We start from the raw sequence: 20,589 nt of genomic DNA on the forward strand, positions 1-20,589 counted from the left end.
ACTGGGTGATCCCCAGCGCCTTGCAGCCTTCGGCATATTCGCCGGTGCAGATTTCCTCGGGCTTGTTGATGCCCTTGTCGAAGATTTCCGCCTTGATGTTCTCGGCCGTCACCACCGCCGGGACGAAAAGCTCCGACGGCGTGTTGTAAAGCGTGGTCTTGGCTTCCGGGGTTTCGCCCTTCAGGAAGGCCACCGCCACATTGGCTGCCGCCGCCGCCACGATCTCGGAGGGTTTCGAGATGGTGTTGTACTGGTCGCCCGAGATGATCAGTTGCAGCGCCGCGATGGTCGCGTCGTTGCCCGTGACCGGCGGAACCGGATCGACGCCCGCCGCTTTGAAGGCCGCGATCGCGCCGCCGCCGGTGCCGTCGTTCGCGGCGACCACGCCGACGATCTCGGCCCCGAAGCGGGTGATTTGGCCCGCCGCCCATTGCTGGGCTTCCGGCGGCGCCCAGTCCGGCGTGTCGAACTCGGCCAGGGTCTTGTAGGGCGAGGCGTCAAGCGCCGCGTCGATCCCGTCGCGGATCAGCCCGGCGGCGGCATCGGTGGGCGAGCCGTTGATCTGCAACACGCCCGCGCCGTCCGGCACGCCGGTGGCCTTCAGATGGTCGACCAGCGACTGCGCGATGGCCTGGCCAATGCCTTTGTTGTCGAACGAGACGTAGTAATCGGCCGGGGCATCCGGGATCGGGCGGTCATAGGCGATGACCTTGACGCCCTGCGACTGCGCCAGCGTCACCAGCGCGGCGGCGGCCGAGCTGTCGACCGGGTCGAGCACGATCACCTTCGCACCTTGCGCCAGGACCGAGTTGAACTGCTGCTGTTGCAGCGCCACGTCGGCATTGGCGTTCTGGTAGATCACCGTGCAGTCGGCGCAGAGCTTCTTCATCTCGGCCTCGAAGCCGGGGAAGTCGTGCTGCTCGTAGCGGGTCGAGGCCTGGTCGGGCATCAGGAAAGCCACGGTCGCGGCCTCTTGCGCAAAGGCGGTGCCCGAGGTCAGCGCAAGCGCCGTCCCGGCCAGCAGCATCATCTTGGTCTTGGTCATGGTCTCTCTCCCTTGGTGGTCGTCGATCTTCCCGGCCCAGTCAGGGGGCGGCGGGGGTTTCCCGGTTGCGCGTGGCTTGCCCGAGGCTTCGGGCAACAACCGGCCACGCTGCGCACCGGAGGGTCGGGCGCGGCCAGTCATTCGGTTCGTGTCTTGCGGGCTCAGGCGGCCAGCGCGCGATTGTCCTCGTGCAGCGCGCGGAACCGGCTGGGCGGCATTCCCTTTCGTCGCAGGAACTGGCGGTTGAAGTTCGACAGGTTGTTGAAGCCCACCGCGTAGCAGATGTCCGTCACCGTCTTCCCGGTCTCGTTCATCAGCATCTGGCAGGCCAGGTTGATCCGCAGGCGGTTGACGCATTCCACCACCCCCATCCCGGTGTGGCGGCGGAAGCTGCGCGAGAAGGCCGAAGCGGTCATCCCCGCCGTCGTGGCAAGGTCGGCCTCGGTGAAAGCTTCGGTCAGGTTGTCGTTGATGAAGGCCAGCGCCGTGTTGACGCCTGCGGTCATGAAGCCCGAAGGGTCCGGCAGATAGGCGTCCGAGGCCAGCGCCCGCGCACCGGTGTCGGCGGCGAGGTTCGCGAGGAGGTCGAGGAACAGGCTGACGCGGCGGGGGCCCTTCGCGCCGACCAGCTCGGCCAGGATCGGGGCGACGCGGCTGGTGCAGGCCTCGGTAAAGAGGGCGCCGCGGCGGCTGAGGTCGAAGAGCGGGGTGAAGCCGCCGGTTTCCGGGAACAGCTCGGCGATCCGGTGCAAAAGCGCTTCCGGGAACTGCACGATGCGGTTCCGGAGCGGGATCACCACACCCTCCGGCACATCCGAAATCCAGTTGTGCGGCAGGTTCGGCCCGGTCAGGACCAGCTGGCCCGGCCCGAATTCGCCGATATGGTCGCCGATGTAGCAGCGCCCCGTCGTGGCGATGACGTGGTGCACCTCAAGCTCGGGGTGGAAATGCCAGCGGACGGTGTGGAACGGGTAGCCGTGCTCCCAGGCCTTGAAGGACTGGCCCTGGCCGATCTGGACGACTTCGAGATCCGGCTGCATCACGTCCTCCCCCAACCACCCGCGTCTCCCGCGCAGGGCGCAGGTCGTCAAGCAACGGCCCGCCCTCAAAGCTTGCCGCAAAGAATCGCGTCCTGCTACATCTGCATCGACCGGATGGTGATACTTTTTTGACTTTCTGCACTGCAGTATGGTCAAATTATTGCTTTCGGTGACTTGCCCGGACGTGCTTCAAGACAAGGCGGCGGCGACAAAGGGCTTGCCCGGGGGCCTGAATCCGGCAAGTGTCGCGCCCGAACGGGGTCACTTTGCGAAAGGGGCGTGCCCAAGGCTGTGGGGTCGGAAGACCCCGACCAGCGCAGCGGCACGGCGGGTTGAGATGGTTCACCGGCCCAAGGCGTTTTCCGGGCAAGGCAAGTGATGTCGGCACTCCCGCGCCCGCATGGACAGCTGAGCGTCGCCGAGGCTGCCAGGCACAGCTGGGACGTCATCGTGATCGGCACGGGCATCGGTGGCGGGCTGGCCGGGCGGCGCCTGGCCGAACATGGGCTGGCGGTCCTCTATGTTGAGAAGGGGCCGCTGGGCCACCGGGCCGAGTCGCATTTCCTGCGTGACGACCTGTCGGACTATGCCGCGCGGCAATCGCGGGGGCTGTGGCCGACCATGATGGAGGCCACCGTCGACGGCGGCGCGGCGCACCGCTTCTTCGCCCCGCTGGGCAGCGGGGTCGGCGGCTCGTCGGTCTTCTACGCGGCGGCGGCGGAGCGCCCCGAACGGCACGATCTGGAAAGCACCAACGAGATGCCGCATCCGGCGGGCGGCTGGCCGGTGGGCTATGATGCCTTCCGGCCGTATTACGATCAGGCGGAAGAGCTGCTGTCGGTCCGGGGCGACGCCGATCCCCTGTCCGGCCTGCCGCCTCCCGGCCTTGCCGCCCCGCCGCTAACGCCGACCGAGGCGGCGCTTTTCCGCGACCTGCGCCAGGCGGGCCTGCATCCCTACCGCGCGCATGAGGCGCTGCGCCGGGTCCCCGGATGCAGCGATTGCCTGGGGCACAAATGCCCGCGGCCCTGCAAGATGGATGGCCGCTCCGCCGGGGTGGAGCCCGCGCTTCAGACCGGGCGGGCGGCGCTTCTGGCCGATTGCACGGTCGAGGAACTGGTCGAGGCGGCCGGGCGGATCACCAGCCTGCGGGTGCGCGTGGCGGGGGCCGAGCATCGGCTGCAGGGCGAGATCGTGGTCCTGGCCGGAGGGGCGCTGCATTCGCCGGGCCTTCTTCTGCGGTCGACGGGCACCCACGCGGCGGGCTGCGCGAATTCCAGCGGCTGGGTCGGGCGCGGGCTGATGTTCCACCTGAACGAGATGGTCGCCGTCTGGCCCCGGCGCGGCAGTCCGGCGGCGGGCGCCACGCGGGCCGTCGCCTTCCGCGACCTCTACGCGCACGAAGGCAAGCGGCTGGGCCTCGTGCAGTCGATGGGGGTCGCGGCCGATGCCGGGCGGATCGCCGATCACCTGAAGGGCATGATCGCCCGCTCGGTCCTGCGTCGCGTGCCGGGCCTGGGCAAGGCGGCCACGGTTTTCGCCCGCGCCAGCGCCAGGCTCTTCGGCAGCGCGACGGTCTTCGTCGCCGTGATCGAGGACCTGGCCTATCCCGAGAACCGGGTGCGGCCGCACCCCGAAGATCCGGAAGTGCCGCAGGTGGACTATCGCATCCCCGACGAGCTGCGGGCGCGGCGCAGCCTCTTTCGCCGGGCGATGCGCCGGACGCTGGCGCGGCACCGGATCCTGTTTCTCACCTTCTCGCCGCTTCTGAACTTCGGCCATCCCTGCGGAACGCTGCGCTTCGGCACCGATCCGGCGACCTCGGTCCTGGATGCGGATTGCCGGGCGCATGATCTTGACAATCTCTATGTCGCGGATGCCTCATTCTTTCCAAGCTCGATGGGCGTCAATCCCAGCCTGACCATCGCGGCCAACGCCCTGCGCGTTGCCGATCTGGTGGCGGTCCGGCTGGTCCGGGAAGGGCGCAAGACTGGCTGATGCGGGATATGAGAATGCAGGAGGCACTAAGCGAGATCGCCGTGATCACCGAGGCCGGCTGGGGCATTGGCGAGGCCTTGGCGCTGGCCCTGGTTCGGCTGGGGGTGATGGTTGCGGGCCTGTCGCGCCAGGCGTTCCAGCCTGCGGACGACCGCATCCTGCCCGTCGTCGCCGATGTCCGAGACCCCGCCGATGTCGCCCGCGCCTTCGACGACATCCGCGCGCGGCTGGGGGCGCCGACCATCCTTGTCAACAACAGCGAGACCTATCCCGACCGCGACATCCTGGACGAGACTCCGGCCAGTTTCATGGACACGCTGCAGCTGAACCTGGGCGGGGCGGTCAACTGCTGCCACGCCGTGCTGCCCGGCATGGTGGCGGCGGGGTCCGGACGGATCGTCAATGTCGTGACCTTCGCCGATGTGCAGCCCGCGCCGCTTGCGGCCGGCTATTCGGTGTCGAAGGGCGCCTTGCGCATCTACACCCGCGCGCTGGTCGCCGATCTGGGCGACCGCTTCCCCGGCATCGTGATCACCGACTGGGTGCCGGGCACCCACCAGCCGCGCAAGGGCATTCCCGATGGGGTCGCCCCCCAGCTCGCCGCGGAATGGGGGGCGCGGCTGGCGCTGATGAAATCGCCCGAAATCAACGGTCTGGTCTTCCTGCAGGACCGGGAACATGCGCTGCCCCGGTCGCTCAAGGGGCGGATGAAGGACCGGATTCTCGGCCGTTCCCGCGCGCCGGTCGCCCTGCGCTAGGCGCTGCGCGGCCCGTCGATGCCCAAAACTTGAGCAGATGATCACCCCAAGGGCGAAATCCCGGTGGAAACGCTTTGCGCCGAAGGCTGGCTCTGCTCTAGTCGGGCCAGGGCAGGTCGGGGGTTTCCGGTGGCGCAGTTCAACGAGATGTTCCAGGGGGCCGAGGTCCGCATCCCCTATTCCCGCCTGCAGGACTGGGTCGCGACCATGCCGCAGGAGCTGCGCAGCCTGAAACAGGCCGAGGCCGAGGCCCTGTTCCGTCGCATCGGCATCACCTTCGCCGTCTATGGCGAGGGCGGCGACCCCGACCGGCTGATCCCCTTCGACATGTTCCCCCGCGTCTTCTCGGGTGGCGAATGGGCGAAGCTGGAGCGCGGCATCAAGCAGCGGGCGCGGGCGCTGAACGCCTTTCTCGTCGATGTGTATGGCCGGGGCGAGATCATCCGGGCGGGCCGCATCCCCGCCCGCCTCGTCTATCAGAACGAGGCCTATGAAAAGGCCGTCGCCGGCTTCGTGCCGCCGAAGGGGGTCTATTCCCATATCGTCGGCGTCGACATCGTGCGCACCGGGCCGGACGAATTCTATGTGCTGGAGGACAACTGCCGCACGCCATCGGGCGTCAGCTACATGCTGGAAAGCCGCGAGATCATGATGCGGATGTTCCCCGACCTCTTCCGCGAGAACCGGATCGAGCCCGTCGACACCTATGCCGACAAGCTGCGCCGCACGCTGGCCAGCGTCGCCCCCGCCCGCTGCCCGGGCGAGCCTACGGTCGTCATCCTCACCCCCGGCCATTTCAACAGCGCCTATTACGAACATTCTCTGCTGGCCGATCTGATGGGGGTGGAACTGGTCGAGGGGCAGGATCTCTTCGTCGATGGCGATCATGTCTGGATGCGCACCACCGAAGGCCCACAGCGGGTGGACGTGATCTACCGCCGCATCGACGATGCCTTCCTCGATCCCCTGTGCTTCCGCCCCGATTCCATGCTGGGCATCCCCGGGCTGATGGACGTCTACCGGTCCGGCGGCGTCTCGATCTGCTCGGCGCCGGGGGCGGGGGTGGCCGATGACAAGGCGGTCTACACCTATGTCCCGGACATGGTCCGCTTCTATCTGGGCGAGGAGCCGATCCTGCAGAACGTGCCCACCTGGCAATGCGGCCGGGCCGAGGACCTGGCCCATGTGCTGGCGAACCTGGCCGATCTGGTGGTGAAGGAGGTCCACGGATCAGGCGGCTACGGGATGCTGGTCGGTCCCAAGGCCAGCCGGGACGAGATCGACCGGTTCCGGGCGAAGCTTTCCGAGGATCCGGCGAATTACATCGCCCAGCCGACTCTCGCGCTGTCGACGGTGCCGACCTTCGTCGAGGAAGGGGTGGCCCCGCGCCATGTCGACCTGCGCCCCTATTGCCTGGTCGGCGAGCGGATCGACCTGGTTCCCGGCGGCCTGACGCGGGTGGCGCTGACGGAAGGCTCGCTGGTGGTGAACTCCTCGCAGGGCGGCGGGGTCAAGGACACCTGGGTGCTGGCGGAATGAGTGGCCGGGCACAACTCTTCTGCGAAGAATTGCGATTTTCCGCAGAAAAATCATGCGCATGCGGAACGGAGTTCATGTCATGCTGAGCCGCACCGCCGACAACCTCTACTGGATCGCCCGCTACATGGAGCGCGCCGATACCGTCGCCCGTCTGCTGGAGGTCGGCAGCCGCATAAGTCTTCTTCCCAGCGCGCACGGCTACCGCAGCGAATGGGACAGCCTGTTGCAGGCCACCGGCTTGACCCATGCCTTCGCGCAGAAATACGGCCAGACCGTGCAGCGCAACATCGAGAGCTTCCTGTTCTTCGACCGCGACAACCCGTCTTCCGTTGCCAGCTGCATCACTGCCGCGCGCGAGAATGGGCGCATCGTCCGCACCGCGCTCACGACGCAGGTCTGGGATGCGCTCAACACCGCCTTCCAGGAGCTGAAGCAGCTGGAGCGCGAGGAACGCTCGAAGCTCGAACTCTCGCGCCTCACCGACTGGACCATGCGCCACGCCGCCATGCTGCGGGGTGCCATCGACGCCACGCTCTTGCGCGACGACGGGTTCAACTTCCTGAACATCGGCTATTACTTGGAACGCGGCGACAACACCGCCCGGCTGATGGACGTGAAATACTACGTCCTTCTTCCCCGCGTCGATTTCGTCGGCTCCGGCCTCGACAACTACCAGTGGACCACGCTTTTGCGCGCGATGGGGGCGCATCGGGCCTTCCACTGGGCCTATGGCGGCGAGGTGACGGCGGCGAAGATCGCCGATTTCCTGATCCGCAATCCGCAGTCGCCCCGCTCGCTGGCCACCTGCACTGCCGGTTTGACCAACCACCTCGGCCGCCTCGCCAAAGCCTACGGACGCGAGACCGAGGCGCAGGAGAAGGCGCGCGGCCTCGCCGCTGGGATCGAATCCGCCACGGTCGAGGCGATCTTCGACGAAGGCCTGCACGAATTCCTGACCCGCTACATCGCCGAGGCGGCGGTGCTCGCCAATGCCATCCACGACAGCTACCTCAGCGGAGAGATGCGCTGATGCGCCTGACCGTCGATCATGTGACCCGCTACCGCTACGACACGCCCGTCCGGTCGGTGGTGCAAAGCCACCGCCTGACGCCTTCGGTCTTTGCGGGCCAGAAGGTGCTCGACTGGGACGTCACGGTGACCGAGGGCACCAAAGGCGCCCGGCACCGCGACGGGGCAGGGGATCTGGTGCAGGGCTGGACCATCGCCGGGCCGGTCACCGAGATCGCCGTCCGGGTGCAGGGCACGGTGGAGACCGAGGATCTGGCGGGGGTTCTGCGCGGCCACCGCGAGACCGTAGCCCCCGACTGCTACCTGCGCGAGACCGTCCCCACGCGGATCGACGTCGCGCTGGCTGCCCTGGCCAACACCGCCACCGGCCCCGACCCTCTCTCCCTCGCCCATGCGCTGTCCGCAGCTGTCGCCGAGGCCATCGCCTACCGCCCCGGCGTGACCCATGCCCATACCACCGCCGCCGAGGCGCTGGCTTTGGGCGAGGGCGTCTGCCAGGACCATGCCCATGCGTTGATCGCCTGCGCCCGCAGTCGGGGCATCCCGGCGCGCTATGTCTCGGGCTATCTCTTTGCCACCGAAGACGGCACGCCGCATGAAGCCGCCCATGCCTGGGCCGAACTGCATGTCCCCGGCCTCGGCTGGGTCGGCTTCGACCCCGCGAACCGCTCATGCCCCGATGCCCGCTACATCCGCCTCGGCTCGGGCTTCGACGCCCAGGACGCCGCGCCCATCCGCGGCATCGCGCGCGGGGGCGGACGCGAGGCGATGGATGTGATGGTTGCGGTCCAGCAATCCGCCCAATAGGCTGCCCGGCGCGGAACTGGGGGACAACGGATGACCTACTGCGTGGGCCTTCTCTTGAATGAAGGCATGGTGCTCTTGTCGGACACGCGCACCAATGCCGGGCTCGACAACATCTCGACCTACCGCAAGATGTTCACTTTCGAGGAGTCCGGCGAGCGTGTCATCGTGATCATGACCGCCGGAAGCCTGTCCGTCTCGCAGACCGCCATCGCCCAGCTGCGCGAGGCGATCGAGGACCCGGAGGCCACGCCGGATACCTCGATCATGCTCGCGCCCACGCTCTTGAAGGTCGCCGAGATCGTCGGGGCGACGCTGGCCAAGGTCAGGGCCGAGGTGGACGAGAAGCTTTCCGCCATGCAGGGGGCCTCGGCCAGCATGATCGTCGCCGGGCAAAGGAAGGGCGGCGCGATGCGGCTGTTCCTGATCTACCCCGAGGGCAATTTCATCGAGGCGACCGAGGACACGCCCTTCCTGCAGATCGGCGAACACAAATACGGCAAGCCGATCCTTGACCGGGTGGTGAAGCCGACGACCAGCCTCGCCGACGCGGTGAAGGCGGTGCTCCTGTCGATGGATTCGACGCTGCGGTCGAACCTGTCGGTGGGGATGCCGCTGGACCTCGCGGTGATTGAGCGCGACGCCTGCAAGGTCACGCAGAAGCGCCGGATCGAGGCGGGCGATCCCCAGTTCCGTGCCATGTCCGAAGCCTGGTCCACCGCGCTGCGCGACGGGTTCGCGAAGATCAGCATCTGACCGGGCGGGCCCGGCGCCGAGGGACTGCAGCCGGATGGACCTCTCCCAGTCCCCGATCGTGCCGAGCACATGGGACAGTCATCGCCTGTCGACGGGATCGGGAAGCAGCTTCCCCCCCCGGTCGGGGCCGGGGAAACAGAAGATCGTGATTCCTGCGATTTTCCCCTTGGTTGGAGTTGCCTCGGGTCGGGAATGCGGGTCCAATGGCGGAACCGGGCGCATGAACCCGGAAGGGGCAGAGAACAGCAGGACGTATGCAGGTGGCAGACATCACTCGGCGCGGCGCGAAGTGGAAGAAACTGATCTGGCCGGCCATCGGCCTGTCCGCGATTGCGGTTTCGTTCTGGTTTCTCGCCCATGAACTTCGGGACATGTCTTGGGATGATCTTTGGGCCGGTTTCGCGGCCATCCCCCGGATGAACTGGGGGCTGATCGTCCTCTGCACGCTGTGCTGCTATATCAACCTCGCGCTCTACGACGTGATCGCGCTGCAGCATCTGAAGAAGAAGGTGGGCTTCGCCTTCGTCACCGGCTGCGCGCTGACCACCTATTCGCTGGCCCATACCATCGGGGCGTCGGCCTTTACCGGGGCGGTGATCCGCTACCGCGCCTATACGACCAAGGGGCTGAGCGGCCCCGAGGTCGGCGTGCTGGTGACCTTCTGCTCGCTGACCTTCTCGCTGGCGGTGATGATCGTGCTGGGGATCGCCTTTCTGGTGATGCCCGATCTGGCGGATCGGCTGCCGCAGTTCCTGTCGCCCGCTCTTGTGCACTGGCTGGCGGTGGCCACGCTTCTGATCGTGGTGGCCTATCTGATTTCATCGGCGCTCGGGCTGCCGGATCTCAGGATCCGCAATTTCCGCATTTCCTATCCCAGGCTGCCGATCGCCCTGAAACAGGTGACGATCGCGCCGGTGGAGATTCTCTTCGCCGCCGGAATCCTGTATTTCGCGCTGCCCGCCGAGGGCAACCCCGGCTATATGGTGGTGATGGGGGTCTTCGTCGTCAGCTTCACCCTGGCGCTTCTCTCGCACGCTCCCGGAGGCCTGGGCGTGTTCGAACTGGCCGTCATCACCGGCCTGCCGGAGTTCGAGCCGGAGATCGTGCTGGCGGCGCTCCTGGTGTTCCGCATGTTCTACCTGATCTTCCCGCTGATCCTGGGCCTCGTGCTGGTGGCCCTGTTCGAGCACGGCCAGCTGCGCCCCAAGCGCCAGCCGGAAGGCGCGTGACGCGCCGGGTCGCATATGGCCCGCGCCTGACCCCATGATCCCGCGGGAAACCGCTGTGCGGCATTGGTTTTCGACTGTCAGGGGAAAGTTTGGCTGGGGCGCTAGGATTCGAACCTAGGTATGGCGGTACCAAAAACCGCTGCCTTACCACTTGGCGACGCCCCAACCGTGCGGCGGTGTTTAGCGAAGGGGCTGGGGGCGTGCAAGGGGCAAGGGGTGAAAATTTCGCCCCTCCGGCGCGGCTTGCCGGAGCGGGGCGGGGCGGCTAGGACGGGGCATGATCTGGGACGCGATTATCCTCGGCGCCGGGGCTGCCGGCATGATGGCCGCCATCGAGGCGGGGCGCCGGGGCCGAAGGGTGCTGGTCGTCGACCATGCCCGGGCGCCGGGCGAGAAGATCCGCATCTCGGGCGGCGGGCGCTGCAACTACACCAACCTGAACATCGCCCCCGACCGCTTTCTCTCGCAGAACCCGCGCTTTGCGCTGTCCGCGCTGAAGCGCTTCACCCAGTGGGACTTCATCGCCCGGATGGATGCGGCGGGGATCGCCTGGCACGAGAAGACGCTGGGCCAGCTTTTCTGCGACGGGCCGGCGACCCAGGTGGTCGAGATGCTGGTCCGCGATATGGACCGCGCCGGGGTCACGCTCTGGCTCGGCTGCGCGCCGGGCGAGGTGCGGCGGGCGGGCGAGGGGTTCGAGGTGGAGACTGCGCGGGGGCTGCAACGCGCGCAAGCGGTGGTGGTGGCGACCGGGGGCAAGTCGATCCCGAAGATGGGCGCGACGGCCTACGGCTACCGGCTGGCCGAGGCCTTCGGCCTGCCCGTCGTGGAAACCCGCCCGGCGCTGGTGCCGCTGACCTTTGCCGAGCAGGAGCTGGCCTGGATGCGGCCGCTCGCCGGCGTCTCGCTGCCGGGGCGGGTCAGCTGCGGGAAGACCGGCTTCGACGAGGCGCTGCTCTTCACCCATCGCGGGCTGTCCGGCCCGGCGGTCTTGCAGGTCTCCTCCTACTGGCGCGAGGGGGAGGCGATCTCGCTGGACCTCCTGCCGGGCTGCGACGTGGCGGCGGATCTGCGCGCGGCGCGGGGGAAGCTCGCGCTGCGGACCGTGCTGGGGCGCTGGCTGCCCGAGCGGCTGGCGCGGCATCTGGAAGAGGCGGCGGGGGTGACGGGGGTGATGGCGGAGCTGTCGGGGGCCACGCTCGACCGGGTGGCGACGGGCATCCGCGACTGGCGGCTGGTGCCGGTCGGGTCCGAGGGCTACCGCACCGCCGAGGTGACGCTGGGCGGCGTCGATACAAGGGCGCTGGACGGGCGGACGATGCAGGCTCTGGGGGTGCCGGGGCTCCATTTCGTGGGCGAGGTGGTGGACGTGACCGGCTGGCTGGGCGGCTACAACTTCCAATGGGCCTGGTCCTCCGGATGGGCGGCGGGGCAGGCGGTGTGAGGGGTGTCCACGCGGGACAGCCTTCCGGGTCTTAGGGATTTCAAGGACTTGGGCGTGGACGTTGACATGACGTTCAGCCTTTGTCCGAGGCAGAGGATCAACCGAGCCGGTCGAGCCGTCCCTTGTTGCGGACAATGTTGCGGTAGTCCCATTGCACCACCCGCGCCTCGGCGAGCCAGAGGTCAAGCGCCTTCGAGCCGATCTCCTCGACCGTGCGGTAGCGCGCCTCTGCGGCCTTGAAGCTGCCCTCTGGCGTCGGGCCGGGGACGGAAAAGGACTGGCCGCTCCAGAACAGGAGCCGGATGCAGGCCTTCAGCTTCGAATAGCCGGTGATCGGGTTGCCGGTCAGGAACCAGACCGGATGGGCGTGCCAGACCTGCGCTTCCGCATCGGGCAAAGCGCGGGTGATTGCGGTGCGGAGCCTGTCGCAGATCGCCCGATCCGCCGGAGCGAGTGCGGCGTGATAGTCGTCGATGGTTTCGTGGGCCATACCGGAAGCCTGCCACCGCCGGGCTGGTGCGGCAAGCTCCGTATCATCCCAGATCATCCCAGCCGGGAGAACTGCCGGGTCAAGAGGGCGATCAGGCCGGGGTCCATTGCGTTGAAACGGTCGGGAACATCCAGGCAGACCACGCGCTTGCCCTTCAGGTGCGGGCCGAACTGCCGTTTGAGGCGGGCGAGTTGGCTGCGCTCCATCACCGCGACGGTGTCAGCCCAGTCGACCTGATCGGCCGAGAGCGGCACATCGGCATCGCGGCTGAGGCCGCCGCAGTCAGCCTCCACCCCCAGAAGATCGGGTGCCAGCGCCGCTGCGGTCGGGCTGCGCATCCGGGCCTTGCCGCAGACGAACAGCACCCGCTCGGTCTGTCTGCCCATGTCAGACCCGCAGCGGATCGGCCTTCGCCAGCCGGTCGAAAGCCATCAGGCTGGCGACCAGCGCGGGCATGTCGCGCAGCGGGATCATGTTCGGCCCATCCGAAGGCGCGCGGTCGGGGTCTTCGTGCGTCTCGATGAACACCCCGGCGATCCCCAGCGATACGGCGGCGCGGGCCATGACCGGGGCGAACTCGCGCTGACCGCCGGAGGAGCTCCCCTGGCCGCCGGGCTGCTGCACCGAATGGGTCGCGTCCATGATCACCGGATAGCCGGTGCGCGCCAGGATCGGCAGCGACCGCATGTCGGCCACCAGCGCGTTGTAGCCGAAGCTGACCCCGCGTTCGGTCAGAAGGATACGCTCGTTCCCGGTGCTGGCGACTTTGGCCGCCACATTCGCCATGTCCCAGGGGGCGAGGAACTGGCCCTTCTTCACGTTCACCACCGCGCCCGTCTCACCGGCGGCAAGCAGAAGATCGGTCTGCCGGCACAGGAAGGCCGGGATCTGGATCACGTCGACCACCCGCGCCGCCTCGCGCGCCTGGCCCGCGTCATGCACGTCGGTCAGCACCGGCAGTCCCATGCCCCGTACCGCCTCCAGCACCTTCAGACCGGCCTCCATCCCCAGCCCGCGCCTGCCCGAAAGCGAGGTGCGGTTGGCCTTGTCGTAGCTGGCCTTGAAGACATATTGCGCCCCCGCCGCGGCGCAGGCTTCGGCCATTGCGCCCGCGATCATCTGGGCGTGGTCCAAGCTTTCCAGCTGGCAAGGGCCGGCGATGACCAGAAGCGGGCGGTCGTTGCCGACGGTCAGCCCGCCGATCGAGACATCCTTCATGCGCGAAACCCTTACGAGGAGACCTGGTCCCGCAGGATCGCCGCGGTCATCGAGAGCATGAGGTAAATCCCCAGAAGGATCAACATCGTCACCAGCGTGTTCTCGAAAGCACGGGGATAGGTCGCCTCGTCGGGCGGGATCGGGCTGACCGACAGCGACAGGTAACGCACCTGGCGGTTGGCCTCGACCCGCGAGGTCTCCATCGACTGGAGCGCCTGGGCCAGCAGCATCTGCCGGGTCTGCAGGTCGGACTGGGCGACCAGAAGCTCGCCCTGGATCTGCGCCAGGCTGGTGGCGTCGGGCGTATCCTCGGTCATCCGGGCGCGCAGCTCGGCCACCTGGGCCTCGAGCGTGGCGATCCGGCGCTTGACCGGCTCCATCCGGGCCTGGTTCGGCTCGGGGTTCGATTCCATCTGCGCCAGCGAAAGGCGCTCCTGGGTGATCTGGGTCTCCAGCCCGTTGATCTGGCCGACGATCAGCCCGACCTCGGTCTCCGAGGAGATGATCTTGAACTTCTCCTGCAGCTCGATCAGGCGCTGCTGCGATTCGCCAAGCGCCTTGTGGGCGGCATCGTAATGTTCCTGCGCCTCGCGCATCTGGTCGGAGCGCAGGCGCCGGGTCAGATGGTCGACCTGACCTTCGGCATAGCTGATCAGCTGCTTCGACCAGGCGGCGGCGATCTCGGGATCTGCTGCGATCACATCCATCTTGATCACGCCTTCGGTGGTGTCGAAGGAGATCTTCAGGAACTTCTTGTAGACCTTGTAGGCGGCCTCGAGGCTTGCGTCCTTGTCCAGCCGCTGCAGCGGGTCAATCGCCTCGCTCTGGAAATGCGCGCGGAAGCCGAGATCCTGGTCCAGGCGACCCATCGCCTCGCGCGATTGCAGATAGCCCTGCACGGCGATGGAATCCTGCGAGGTGGCAAAGGCGGTTCCCGAGAAGAGCCCGCCGAGCGAGCCGCCGGACGAGGTGGGACCTGCCTGCTGGATCACGAATTCCGAGCGGACGGAATACATCGGCGTGGCGATGAAGTAGAAATACCAGCCGGCGAGGAAGGTCGGCAGCAGGACGAAGGCGAAAAGCCGCGCGCCAAGAAGCGCGAGCCGCCGCCGCCTGCGCCGGGCGATGTCCCGCTGCATCCGCAGGATTTCCGCCGCCTGATTGACCTCGGCGCGATGCTCGGTCGAGGGCAGTTGCGCGGGCTTGATCTTCTTGGGCAGCTGCACCGTGTCGCCGGGCAAGCGGGCAAGCTCGCGCCCCGTCGTGGCGGGCGATGCGGCGGGGTCAGGCTCGACCACGGGATCTGAGGTGGCCTCGGCCTCGGGGGCGACGATGCGCAGAAGCGAGGCGCGCGAGAACGGGTCGATCCCCGCTTCGCGCAGAAGCCGCACCGCGTCGAATTCCGAGGTCGGGGTCAGCCGGTTCTTCTGTGCGATGAGAACGGCGCGGCGGAACTGGCGCGAGGTCAGCCCCTCGGCGGCGATGGCGGCATTGGCGGTGGCGATCTCCTCGGGCGTCTCGGCCTTGCGAACCGGGGTGCGGGGGGCGTCAGAGCCTGCGGAGGCGCCGCCCGTACCCGCGGCCATGGGGTCGGCCGCGAAGGCCGTCGAAGACGCGGGGATCGGCAGGTGATTGTCCGGGCGGCGGAAATCGAGCGCGCCGAAGCCATCTTCCTGCGTGTCGAAGGGAAGCCCGCTGTCCTCGTCCGGCGGGGCGGGGCGGTCAACCCGGCGGGTGTTGTAGCGCGCGGCCTTAGGCGTGGTAGTCATAGAGGCTTTTCGCTTCTTCGAGGGTCTCGAACTGGTAAAGCTTGCCGTTCCGCAGTACGGCGGCCGAGCGGCAGAACCTCTCCAGCGTCTTGGGCGAGTGCGAAACGATGACGACGGTGGATTTCAGCAGCCGTTCCTGCAGGATGTTACCGGCCTTGCGGTTGAACTCGACATCCGAGGAGGCAGGCATTCCCTCGTCGATCAGGTAGATGTCGAATTCTATCGACAGCAGCAGGGAAAACGAGAAACGCCCCCGCATCCCCGAGGAATAGGTGGCCAGCGGCATGTCGAAATATTCGCCGAGGCTGCAGACCCAGCGGCAGAAGCTTTCGACATAGTCGGGGTCGAGCCCGTAGAGCCGGGCGATGTAGCGGCAGTTTTCCCGGGCCGAGTGCTTGGCGTTCACGCCGCCCATGAAGCCCAGCGGGAAGGAGACGCGCGAGGTCTTTCGGATCGTGCCTTCGTCGGGCTTTTCCAGCCCCGCCATCATGTTGATGATCGTGGTCTTGCCGGTGCCGTTTGGGGCGAGGATGCCGAGCGAATTGCCGGGCTCGATCCGGAACGAGGCGCGGTCAAGGATCACCTTGCGCTGCGTCCCGGTCCAGAACGACTTCGACACGTCGTGAAATTCGATCATCCTTCGCCTCGCGCCCGTTCGCTGGGCGTCTTCGTTCTGCCTACCGGCCTATCGTTAACATCTGGTTTGTGGCTTTCAAAGGGCCAGAGCCGGGCAGTGAAGCAGGAAAGACCCGGTTCACGGAGTCGTGCCACGCTTGGGCGTGCGATGCAGAAGCAGCGCCAGCGGCCCGGCAAGGAGGCTGAGCGCAAGCCCAAGGCGGGCGGCCTCCTGCATCGCGCCGCCGGGAAGCGCGCTTTCCAGGCTGAGCAGGGGGACGGTGAAGCCCATCGCCATGATCACGCCGATCCGCAGGATGTCGCGCAGGCCGATGCCCGGCGGCAGGCGCAACCCCAGACCCAGGGCAAGGCCGAAACCGAGGAGCAGCATCCCCAGCGGACGGCCCAGCCAGAGCGCGGTCAGCGTGGTGACGGTGGTCGGCGCAAAGGCGGCAAGGTCGATCCCGCCCCGGGTCAGGCCAAAAAGGAAGAGGATCGCGGTCAGCGGCCAGAGCAGCGCATGGGCCAGGCGGTTCAGGGGGTCGTGCAACAGCTCTTCCGCCTCGGCGAAGAGGCCGAAGCTGCGGTCGGCATGGGCGATGGCGGGGATCACCGGCAGAAGCCCGAGCGCGGGCGGCAGGCCGGAGGCGGCGACGCCGATCCAGGACAGAAGGCCCGCGACCACATAGGGCAGAAGCCGCTGGCCTGCGCGGCGGGTGCGCTCCGGCGCGCCGGGGGCGGGCGCCCGGCCGTAAAGCGCCCAGGTGGCCAGCGCGGCGGCCAGCGGAAGCAAAAGCCAGACCAGCCGCAGCGAGGCCTCGGGATCGGCGATCCCCGCGATGACAAGCGCGAGGATATCCGTGGCGATGGTAAGGAGCAGCAGCAGGTGCAGCGCCGGATGGCCGGGGCCGAAGACCGCGCGGCCGATGAGGAAGCAGAGCACCACATCGCTCCCCAATGGCACCGGCCAGCCGGTGGCGAAGCCCGCTTCCTCCGCCGTCTCGACCAGCTGGCCCACCAGTACCCAGACCCCCGCCGCCCCGGCCATGCCCCCGAGCATGAGTCCCGCGGGCAGGATCGCCTGCCGTCCCCTCAACGGGCCCTGTTCCAGGGTCAGCGCCTCCCACAGCTCCTTGCCGAGGAAGAAGAGGAAAAGCGCCATCAGCCCGTCTGCAACGATGTTGAGCGGCGTCAGGCTGAAGGGCAGGGGAACGAGCCAGCGCGGAAGGTCGAGGAGGCGGAATTCGATGGCGTCGTAATAGCTTGCCGGGGCAAGGTTCACCCAGGCCGTGGCCAGCGCCGCGCCGCCGAGGAGCGCCTTGGCGAAACGGGGCAGGAAACTGGAGACGCGATACATTCCGGGGACTCGGGCGCAGCCTGTGGGTCCCGCCATTTGACCGCGATTTTCAGGTCCCGCAAGGGCAGGCCCAGCCGGAAGGGCCAGCCGGACAGCAGCGGCCTCCGGCGGGGTATTTGCGCCACAAGGGTGCGGCGGGGTTGCGGCGCTGGCGATCGGGGTCCAGTCTGGCCCGATGGGGTTGATCGAGGACATCCGGGCCTGCCGCATCTGCGCGGCGCGGTTCAAGGCGACCGCGACCGCCCATGAGCCGCGGCCCATGGTCTGGTTCCGTCCCAAGGAGGAGGGCGGCACGCGCATCCTGATCGCGGGTCAGGCCCCGGGGCTTCGGGTGCATGAAAGCGGGCGGCCCTTCACCGACCGCTCCGGCGACCGCCTGCGCGACTGGATGGGCATCGGCGCGGCCGAATTCTACGACCTGTCGCGGGTCGCGGTGCTGCCGATGTCCTTCTGCTTTCCGGGCTATGACGCCAAGGGCGCCGACCTGCCGCCCCCGCCCGTCTGCGCCAGAACCTGGCGGGCGCTGGCGCTGGAAGCACTGGGTCCGGTGCCGCTGACGCTGCTGGTCGGCGGCGCGGCGATCCGCTGGCATCTCGGTGCGAAGGACGTCAGCGCCACCGTGGCCGATTGGCGCGGGCCCGCCGCGCGGGGCGTCTTTCCCTTGCCGCATCCGTCCTGGAGGAATACGGCATGGCTGAAACGCAACCCCTGGTTCGAGGCGGATCTCCTGCCCGTTCTGCGTGCCCGGGTGCGGGAGGTTCTGGATGCCTGATGTCGTGACCCTGCTTGATGCCGCCCATGCCGCGGTGTCCGCCGACCCGGAGAACGAGGCGCTGCGGCTCCGGTTCTTCGAGCGGTTGGCCGATGGCGAGATGGTGATCCTGTTGGAGCGCGAGGCGGTGGGCGAGAGCCTGGAGCCGAAGGTCTTCGCGCTGGAGGACGGCCCGGTGGTGCTGGTCTTCGACCGCGAGGAGCGGCTGGCCAGCTTCACCGGCGGCATCGCGCCCTATGCGGCGCTGCCGGGGCGGGTGATCGCGGGGCTCCTGAAAGGGCAGGGGATCGGGATGGGCGTGAACCTCGGCGTCGCGCCCTCCTCGATGCTTCTGCCGCCCGAGGCGCTGGACTGGCTGGCCGAGACGCTGGCCGACGGGCCAGAGGAGGCCGAGGCGCTGCCCGAGGAGTTCCTGCCGCCCATGGTGCCCGAGGCGGTGATCGCGGCGCTGGACGGCAAGCTTGCCCGGGCGGGGGGGCTTGCCGCATCGGCGCTGCTGGCGGGGGTGGTCTACGCGGGCGGGCGGCGCGGGCATCTCCTCGCGCTGATCGACGCGGCGGAGGGGGCGGAACCGGCCCTGGCCCGCGCGATGAACGAGGCGCTGGTGTTTTCCGGGATAGAGGCGGGGGAGCTGGACGTGGTGTTCCTTGCCACAGACTCCCCGGCGGCACAGGCCATGGCGAAGGTGGCCCTGCGCTTCGACCTGCCGAAGCCGCAGGTGCAGGACCTCGCCCCCGCCGCGCCGGGAATGGACCCCTCGCGCCCGCCCAAGCTCCGCTGACCGGGCGGAGCCTCCGGCGGGGATATTTGGGCAAAGATGAAGGGCTTGTGTTTGGGGTAATATGATACCCTTATTGCAAGGCACTGATTTCAAATGGTTTAATCTTGGTATCGCGGGTTGACGCTGCATCCCGCTTCTGCGACAAGCCCGCATCCGAATTTCCGGGGGCAGTCCTTGCCCCCTTTTCGTTGGGAACCACGATGAAAACCTTCACCGCTACTCCGGCGGACATCGAGAAGAAGTGGATCCTGATCGACGCCGAGGGCGTCGTTCTGGGCCGCCTCGCCACGATCGTCGCCAACATCCTGCGCGGCAAGAACAAGCCGACCTTCACCCCCCACATGGACATGGGTGACAATGTCATCGTCATCAACGCCGACAAGGTGCAGATGACCGGCAAGAAGCGCGACGACAAGGTCTATTACTGGCACACCGGGCATCCCGGCGGCATCAAGCAGCGGACCGCGCGTCAGGTGCTGGAAGGCGCCCACCCGGAACGTGTGGTGGAAAAGGCCGTGGAACGGATGATCACCCGCAACCGCCTGGGCCGCCAGCAGATGACCAACCTGCGCGTCTATGCAGGCGCCGCGCATCCGCATGAGGCGCAGCAGCCGACCGTTCTGGACGTCAAGGTCCTGAACCCGAAGAACACCCGGAGCGCGTGATCATGGCCGATATCAAATCTCTCGATGACCTGAAATCGGCTGTCGGCTCCGCGCCTGCCGCCGTGGAAGCCGCGCCCCGCGCCCCCGTCCGCGACAAGCTGGGCCGGTGCTATGCCACCGGCAAGCGCAAGGATGCGGTCGCCCGCGTCTGGGTCAAGCCCGGCTCGGGCAAGGTCGTGGTCAACGGCAAGGAAATGGCGGTCTACTTCGCCCGTCCCGTGCTGCAGATGATCCTGAAGCAGCCCTTCACCGTGGCGAACGTCGAAGGCCAGTTCGATGTCTATGCGACTGTTGCCGGGGGTGGCCTCTCGGGTCAGGCCGGTGCGGTGAAGCACGGGATTTCGAAAGCCCTGCAACTTTATGAACCCGCCCTGCGCGGCGCTCTGAAGGCGGCAGGCTTCCTGACCCGCGACAGCCGCGTCGTCGAACGGAAGAAATACGGCAAGCCGAAGGCACGCCGCTCGTTCCAGTTCTCGAAGCGGTAAACGGTGCGCTGAAGCACACCCTACGACAAACGAAGGCCCGCCCTACAGGCGGGCCTTTTGCTTTGGTTCAGCCCGCCTTGGCGGCCAGAAGCTCGGCCGTGCGTTTGGTGTTGTGGTAGATGCCGAGGAACAGATAGAGCATTCCCCCCATCATCACGACATAGAGCCCGCCGCCGATCAGGACCGCAAGGCCCTGCAGCGCGCCGCCCTGCGGGCTGGCCATCGCCATGACGCTGATGACCAGGACCGCAATGCCTGCGACGACGATGAAGACGGCGATCAGCTTTTCGAGAGCCAGGATGAAGAAGTCCCGCATTCCGGTATCCTTTCTTTTCGCTGCGTCCATCCTGCGCCTTGGGCGCATGTCTGACAAGCTTTTGCCGTGACGCAAAAAAAGAAGGGCCGGGAAAACCCGGCCCAGTCAGGGGTAAGAGCGAAGATCGCTCGGGGAATGGCTCAGGGCTGCCAGAACGGCTTGTCGCTTTCGCGGCGGGCGTCCTGCACGTCGAGGCCGATGTCGCGCAGAAGATGCGTGTCAAGCTGGCCAAGGCGCTGGCGGTCGCGGCGGCGATCGGCAAAGGTGGTGACGGCAGTGACCAGACGCGCGACAACGCCGGGACGGGCGCGCAGCGGAAGGGTCTGGATATGGGTGCGGGGCATGTTTGCCTCCTTCGATTTGTGTTGATACAATCTGCCGTTCCTTGTACAGATATTGTATCAATACTCCGCAATGAGTCGCCAGAGGTTTATTGTGACTGATACAAGTTGGGCGCCCGATCTGACTCAATTCCCCGG

General features: G+C 67.5%; 22 protein-coding genes and 1 tRNA gene. 12 read left to right on the plus strand and 11 right to left on the minus strand.

Features of this window, described 5'->3' with window-relative positions; translation table 11 throughout:
• Both V7Q39_RS10155 and V7Q39_RS10160 read right to left on the minus strand, forming a co-directional pair.
• A partial coding sequence (locus V7Q39_RS10155; RefSeq protein WP_443082506.1) for an ABC transporter substrate-binding protein occupies positions 1–1,045 on the minus strand: 1,045 nt, incomplete at its 3' end.
• A gap of 161 nt (positions 1,046–1,206) precedes the next feature.
• On the minus strand, positions 1,207–2,085 hold the full coding sequence (locus V7Q39_RS10160; RefSeq protein ID WP_333816466.1) for a helix-turn-helix domain-containing protein: 879 nt from the start codon (positions 2,083–2,085) through the stop codon (positions 1,207–1,209).
• 378 nt (positions 2,086–2,463) lie between these two features.
• Here V7Q39_RS10160 and V7Q39_RS10165 point away from each other — a divergent pair, with 378 nt between their 5' ends.
• From V7Q39_RS10165 to V7Q39_RS10195, 7 genes are all read left to right on the plus strand, one after another.
• Positions 2,464–4,083 (plus strand): GMC family oxidoreductase, encoded by a 1,620-nt coding sequence (locus V7Q39_RS10165; RefSeq protein WP_333816467.1) that lies wholly within the window; start codon positions 2,464–2,466, stop codon positions 4,081–4,083.
• Between the two features lie 14 nt (positions 4,084–4,097).
• A complete protein-coding gene (locus V7Q39_RS10170; RefSeq protein WP_333816468.1) occupies positions 4,098–4,841 on the plus strand; it encodes an SDR family NAD(P)-dependent oxidoreductase in 744 nt (247 codons plus the stop codon).
• Positions 4,842–4,988: 147 nt separating this feature from the next.
• Positions 4,989–6,380, plus strand: coding sequence for a circularly permuted type 2 ATP-grasp protein (locus tag V7Q39_RS10175; protein WP_333816485.1), 1,392 nt, complete (start codon positions 4,989–4,991; stop codon positions 6,378–6,380).
• 79 nt (positions 6,381–6,459) lie between these two features.
• A complete protein-coding gene (locus V7Q39_RS10180; RefSeq protein ID WP_333816469.1) occupies positions 6,460–7,410 on the plus strand; it encodes an alpha-E domain-containing protein in 951 nt (316 codons plus the stop codon).
• Positions 7,410–8,216 (plus strand): transglutaminase family protein, encoded by an 807-nt coding sequence (locus V7Q39_RS10185; protein WP_333816470.1) that lies wholly within the window; start codon positions 7,410–7,412, stop codon positions 8,214–8,216. Before V7Q39_RS10180 ends, V7Q39_RS10185 begins: the two co-directional genes overlap by 1 nt.
• Before the next feature lie 30 nt (positions 8,217–8,246).
• Positions 8,247–8,969, plus strand: a complete 723-nt coding sequence (locus V7Q39_RS10190) for a proteasome-type protease (RefSeq protein WP_333816471.1) — start codon at positions 8,247–8,249, stop codon at positions 8,967–8,969.
• Between the two features lie 260 nt (positions 8,970–9,229).
• Positions 9,230–10,198 (plus strand): lysylphosphatidylglycerol synthase domain-containing protein, encoded by a 969-nt coding sequence (locus tag V7Q39_RS10195; RefSeq protein WP_333816472.1) that lies wholly within the window; start codon positions 9,230–9,232, stop codon positions 10,196–10,198.
• A gap of 90 nt (positions 10,199–10,288) precedes the next feature.
• On the opposite strand, the gene V7Q39_RS10200 is transcribed toward V7Q39_RS10195, so the two are convergent.
• Positions 10,289–10,363 (minus strand) — tRNA-Gln (locus V7Q39_RS10200).
• A gap of 112 nt (positions 10,364–10,475) precedes the next feature.
• Here V7Q39_RS10200 and V7Q39_RS10205 point away from each other — a divergent pair.
• Positions 10,476–11,642, plus strand: coding sequence for an NAD(P)/FAD-dependent oxidoreductase (locus tag V7Q39_RS10205; protein WP_333816473.1), 1,167 nt, complete (start codon positions 10,476–10,478; stop codon positions 11,640–11,642).
• Positions 11,643–11,739: 97 nt separating this feature from the next.
• Here the strand turns inward: V7Q39_RS10205 and V7Q39_RS10210 are convergent, their stop codons facing one another.
• The 6 genes from V7Q39_RS10210 to V7Q39_RS10235 all read right to left on the minus strand — a co-directional run bounded on the left by V7Q39_RS10210 (position 11,740) and on the right by V7Q39_RS10235 (position 17,091).
• Positions 11,740–12,132, minus strand: a complete 393-nt coding sequence (locus V7Q39_RS10210) for a DUF1801 domain-containing protein (RefSeq protein ID WP_333816474.1) — start codon at positions 12,130–12,132, stop codon at positions 11,740–11,742.
• Positions 12,133–12,185: 53 nt separating this feature from the next.
• A complete protein-coding gene (locus tag V7Q39_RS10215; protein WP_333816475.1) occupies positions 12,186–12,518 on the minus strand; it encodes a phosphotyrosine protein phosphatase in 333 nt (110 codons plus the stop codon).
• 1 nt (position 12,519) lies between these two features.
• Positions 12,520–13,350, minus strand: coding sequence for a 3-deoxy-8-phosphooctulonate synthase (kdsA, locus tag V7Q39_RS10220; RefSeq protein WP_333816476.1), 831 nt, complete (start codon positions 13,348–13,350; stop codon positions 12,520–12,522).
• Positions 13,351–13,361: 11 nt separating this feature from the next.
• Positions 13,362–15,119, minus strand: coding sequence for a capsule biosynthesis protein (locus tag V7Q39_RS10225; protein WP_333816477.1), 1,758 nt, complete (start codon positions 15,117–15,119; stop codon positions 13,362–13,364).
• Entirely contained in the window at positions 15,103–15,756 is a 654-nt protein-coding gene (locus V7Q39_RS10230) for an ABC transporter ATP-binding protein (RefSeq protein WP_333816478.1), read from the minus strand. Before V7Q39_RS10230 ends, V7Q39_RS10225 begins: the two co-directional genes overlap by 17 nt.
• A gap of 117 nt (positions 15,757–15,873) precedes the next feature.
• Positions 15,874–17,091 carry a Na+/H+ antiporter NhaA gene (locus V7Q39_RS10235; protein ID WP_333816479.1) on the minus strand — a complete coding sequence of 406 codons (1,218 nt, stop codon included), beginning with the start codon at positions 17,089–17,091 and terminating at the stop codon, positions 15,874–15,876.
• Positions 17,092–17,266: 175 nt separating this feature from the next.
• On the opposite strand from V7Q39_RS10235, the gene V7Q39_RS10240 reads away from it, so the two are divergent.
• From V7Q39_RS10240 to rpsI, 4 genes are all read left to right on the plus strand, one after another.
• Positions 17,267–17,863, plus strand: coding sequence for a uracil-DNA glycosylase family protein (locus tag V7Q39_RS10240; protein ID WP_333816480.1), 597 nt, complete (start codon positions 17,267–17,269; stop codon positions 17,861–17,863).
• A 4-nt stretch (positions 17,864–17,867) separates the two neighbouring features.
• Entirely contained in the window at positions 17,868–18,644 is a 777-nt protein-coding gene (locus V7Q39_RS10245) for an SseB family protein (protein WP_333816486.1), read from the plus strand.
• A 200-nt stretch (positions 18,645–18,844) separates the two neighbouring features.
• The gene (rplM, locus tag V7Q39_RS10250) at positions 18,845–19,309 is read left to right on the plus strand and encodes a 50S ribosomal protein L13 (RefSeq protein WP_137112580.1); all 465 of its coding nucleotides are present in this window, start codon (positions 18,845–18,847) and stop codon (positions 19,307–19,309) included.
• A gap of 2 nt (positions 19,310–19,311) precedes the next feature.
• A complete protein-coding gene (rpsI, locus tag V7Q39_RS10255; protein ID WP_333816481.1) occupies positions 19,312–19,794 on the plus strand; it encodes a 30S ribosomal protein S9 in 483 nt (160 codons plus the stop codon).
• Positions 19,795–19,861: 67 nt separating this feature from the next.
• On the opposite strand, the gene V7Q39_RS10260 is transcribed toward rpsI, so the two are convergent.
• Positions 19,862–20,110 carry a hypothetical protein gene (locus V7Q39_RS10260; protein ID WP_333816482.1) on the minus strand — a complete coding sequence of 83 codons (249 nt, stop codon included), beginning with the start codon at positions 20,108–20,110 and terminating at the stop codon, positions 19,862–19,864.
• 140 nt (positions 20,111–20,250) lie between these two features.
• Positions 20,251–20,454, minus strand: coding sequence for a DUF1127 domain-containing protein (locus V7Q39_RS10265; protein WP_333816483.1), 204 nt, complete (start codon positions 20,452–20,454; stop codon positions 20,251–20,253).
• Positions 20,455–20,589: the final 135 nt, after the last annotated feature.

This window comes from Tabrizicola sp., from assembly GCF_036781545.1.
Classification (GTDB): domain Bacteria; phylum Pseudomonadota; class Alphaproteobacteria; order Rhodobacterales; family Rhodobacteraceae; genus Tabrizicola.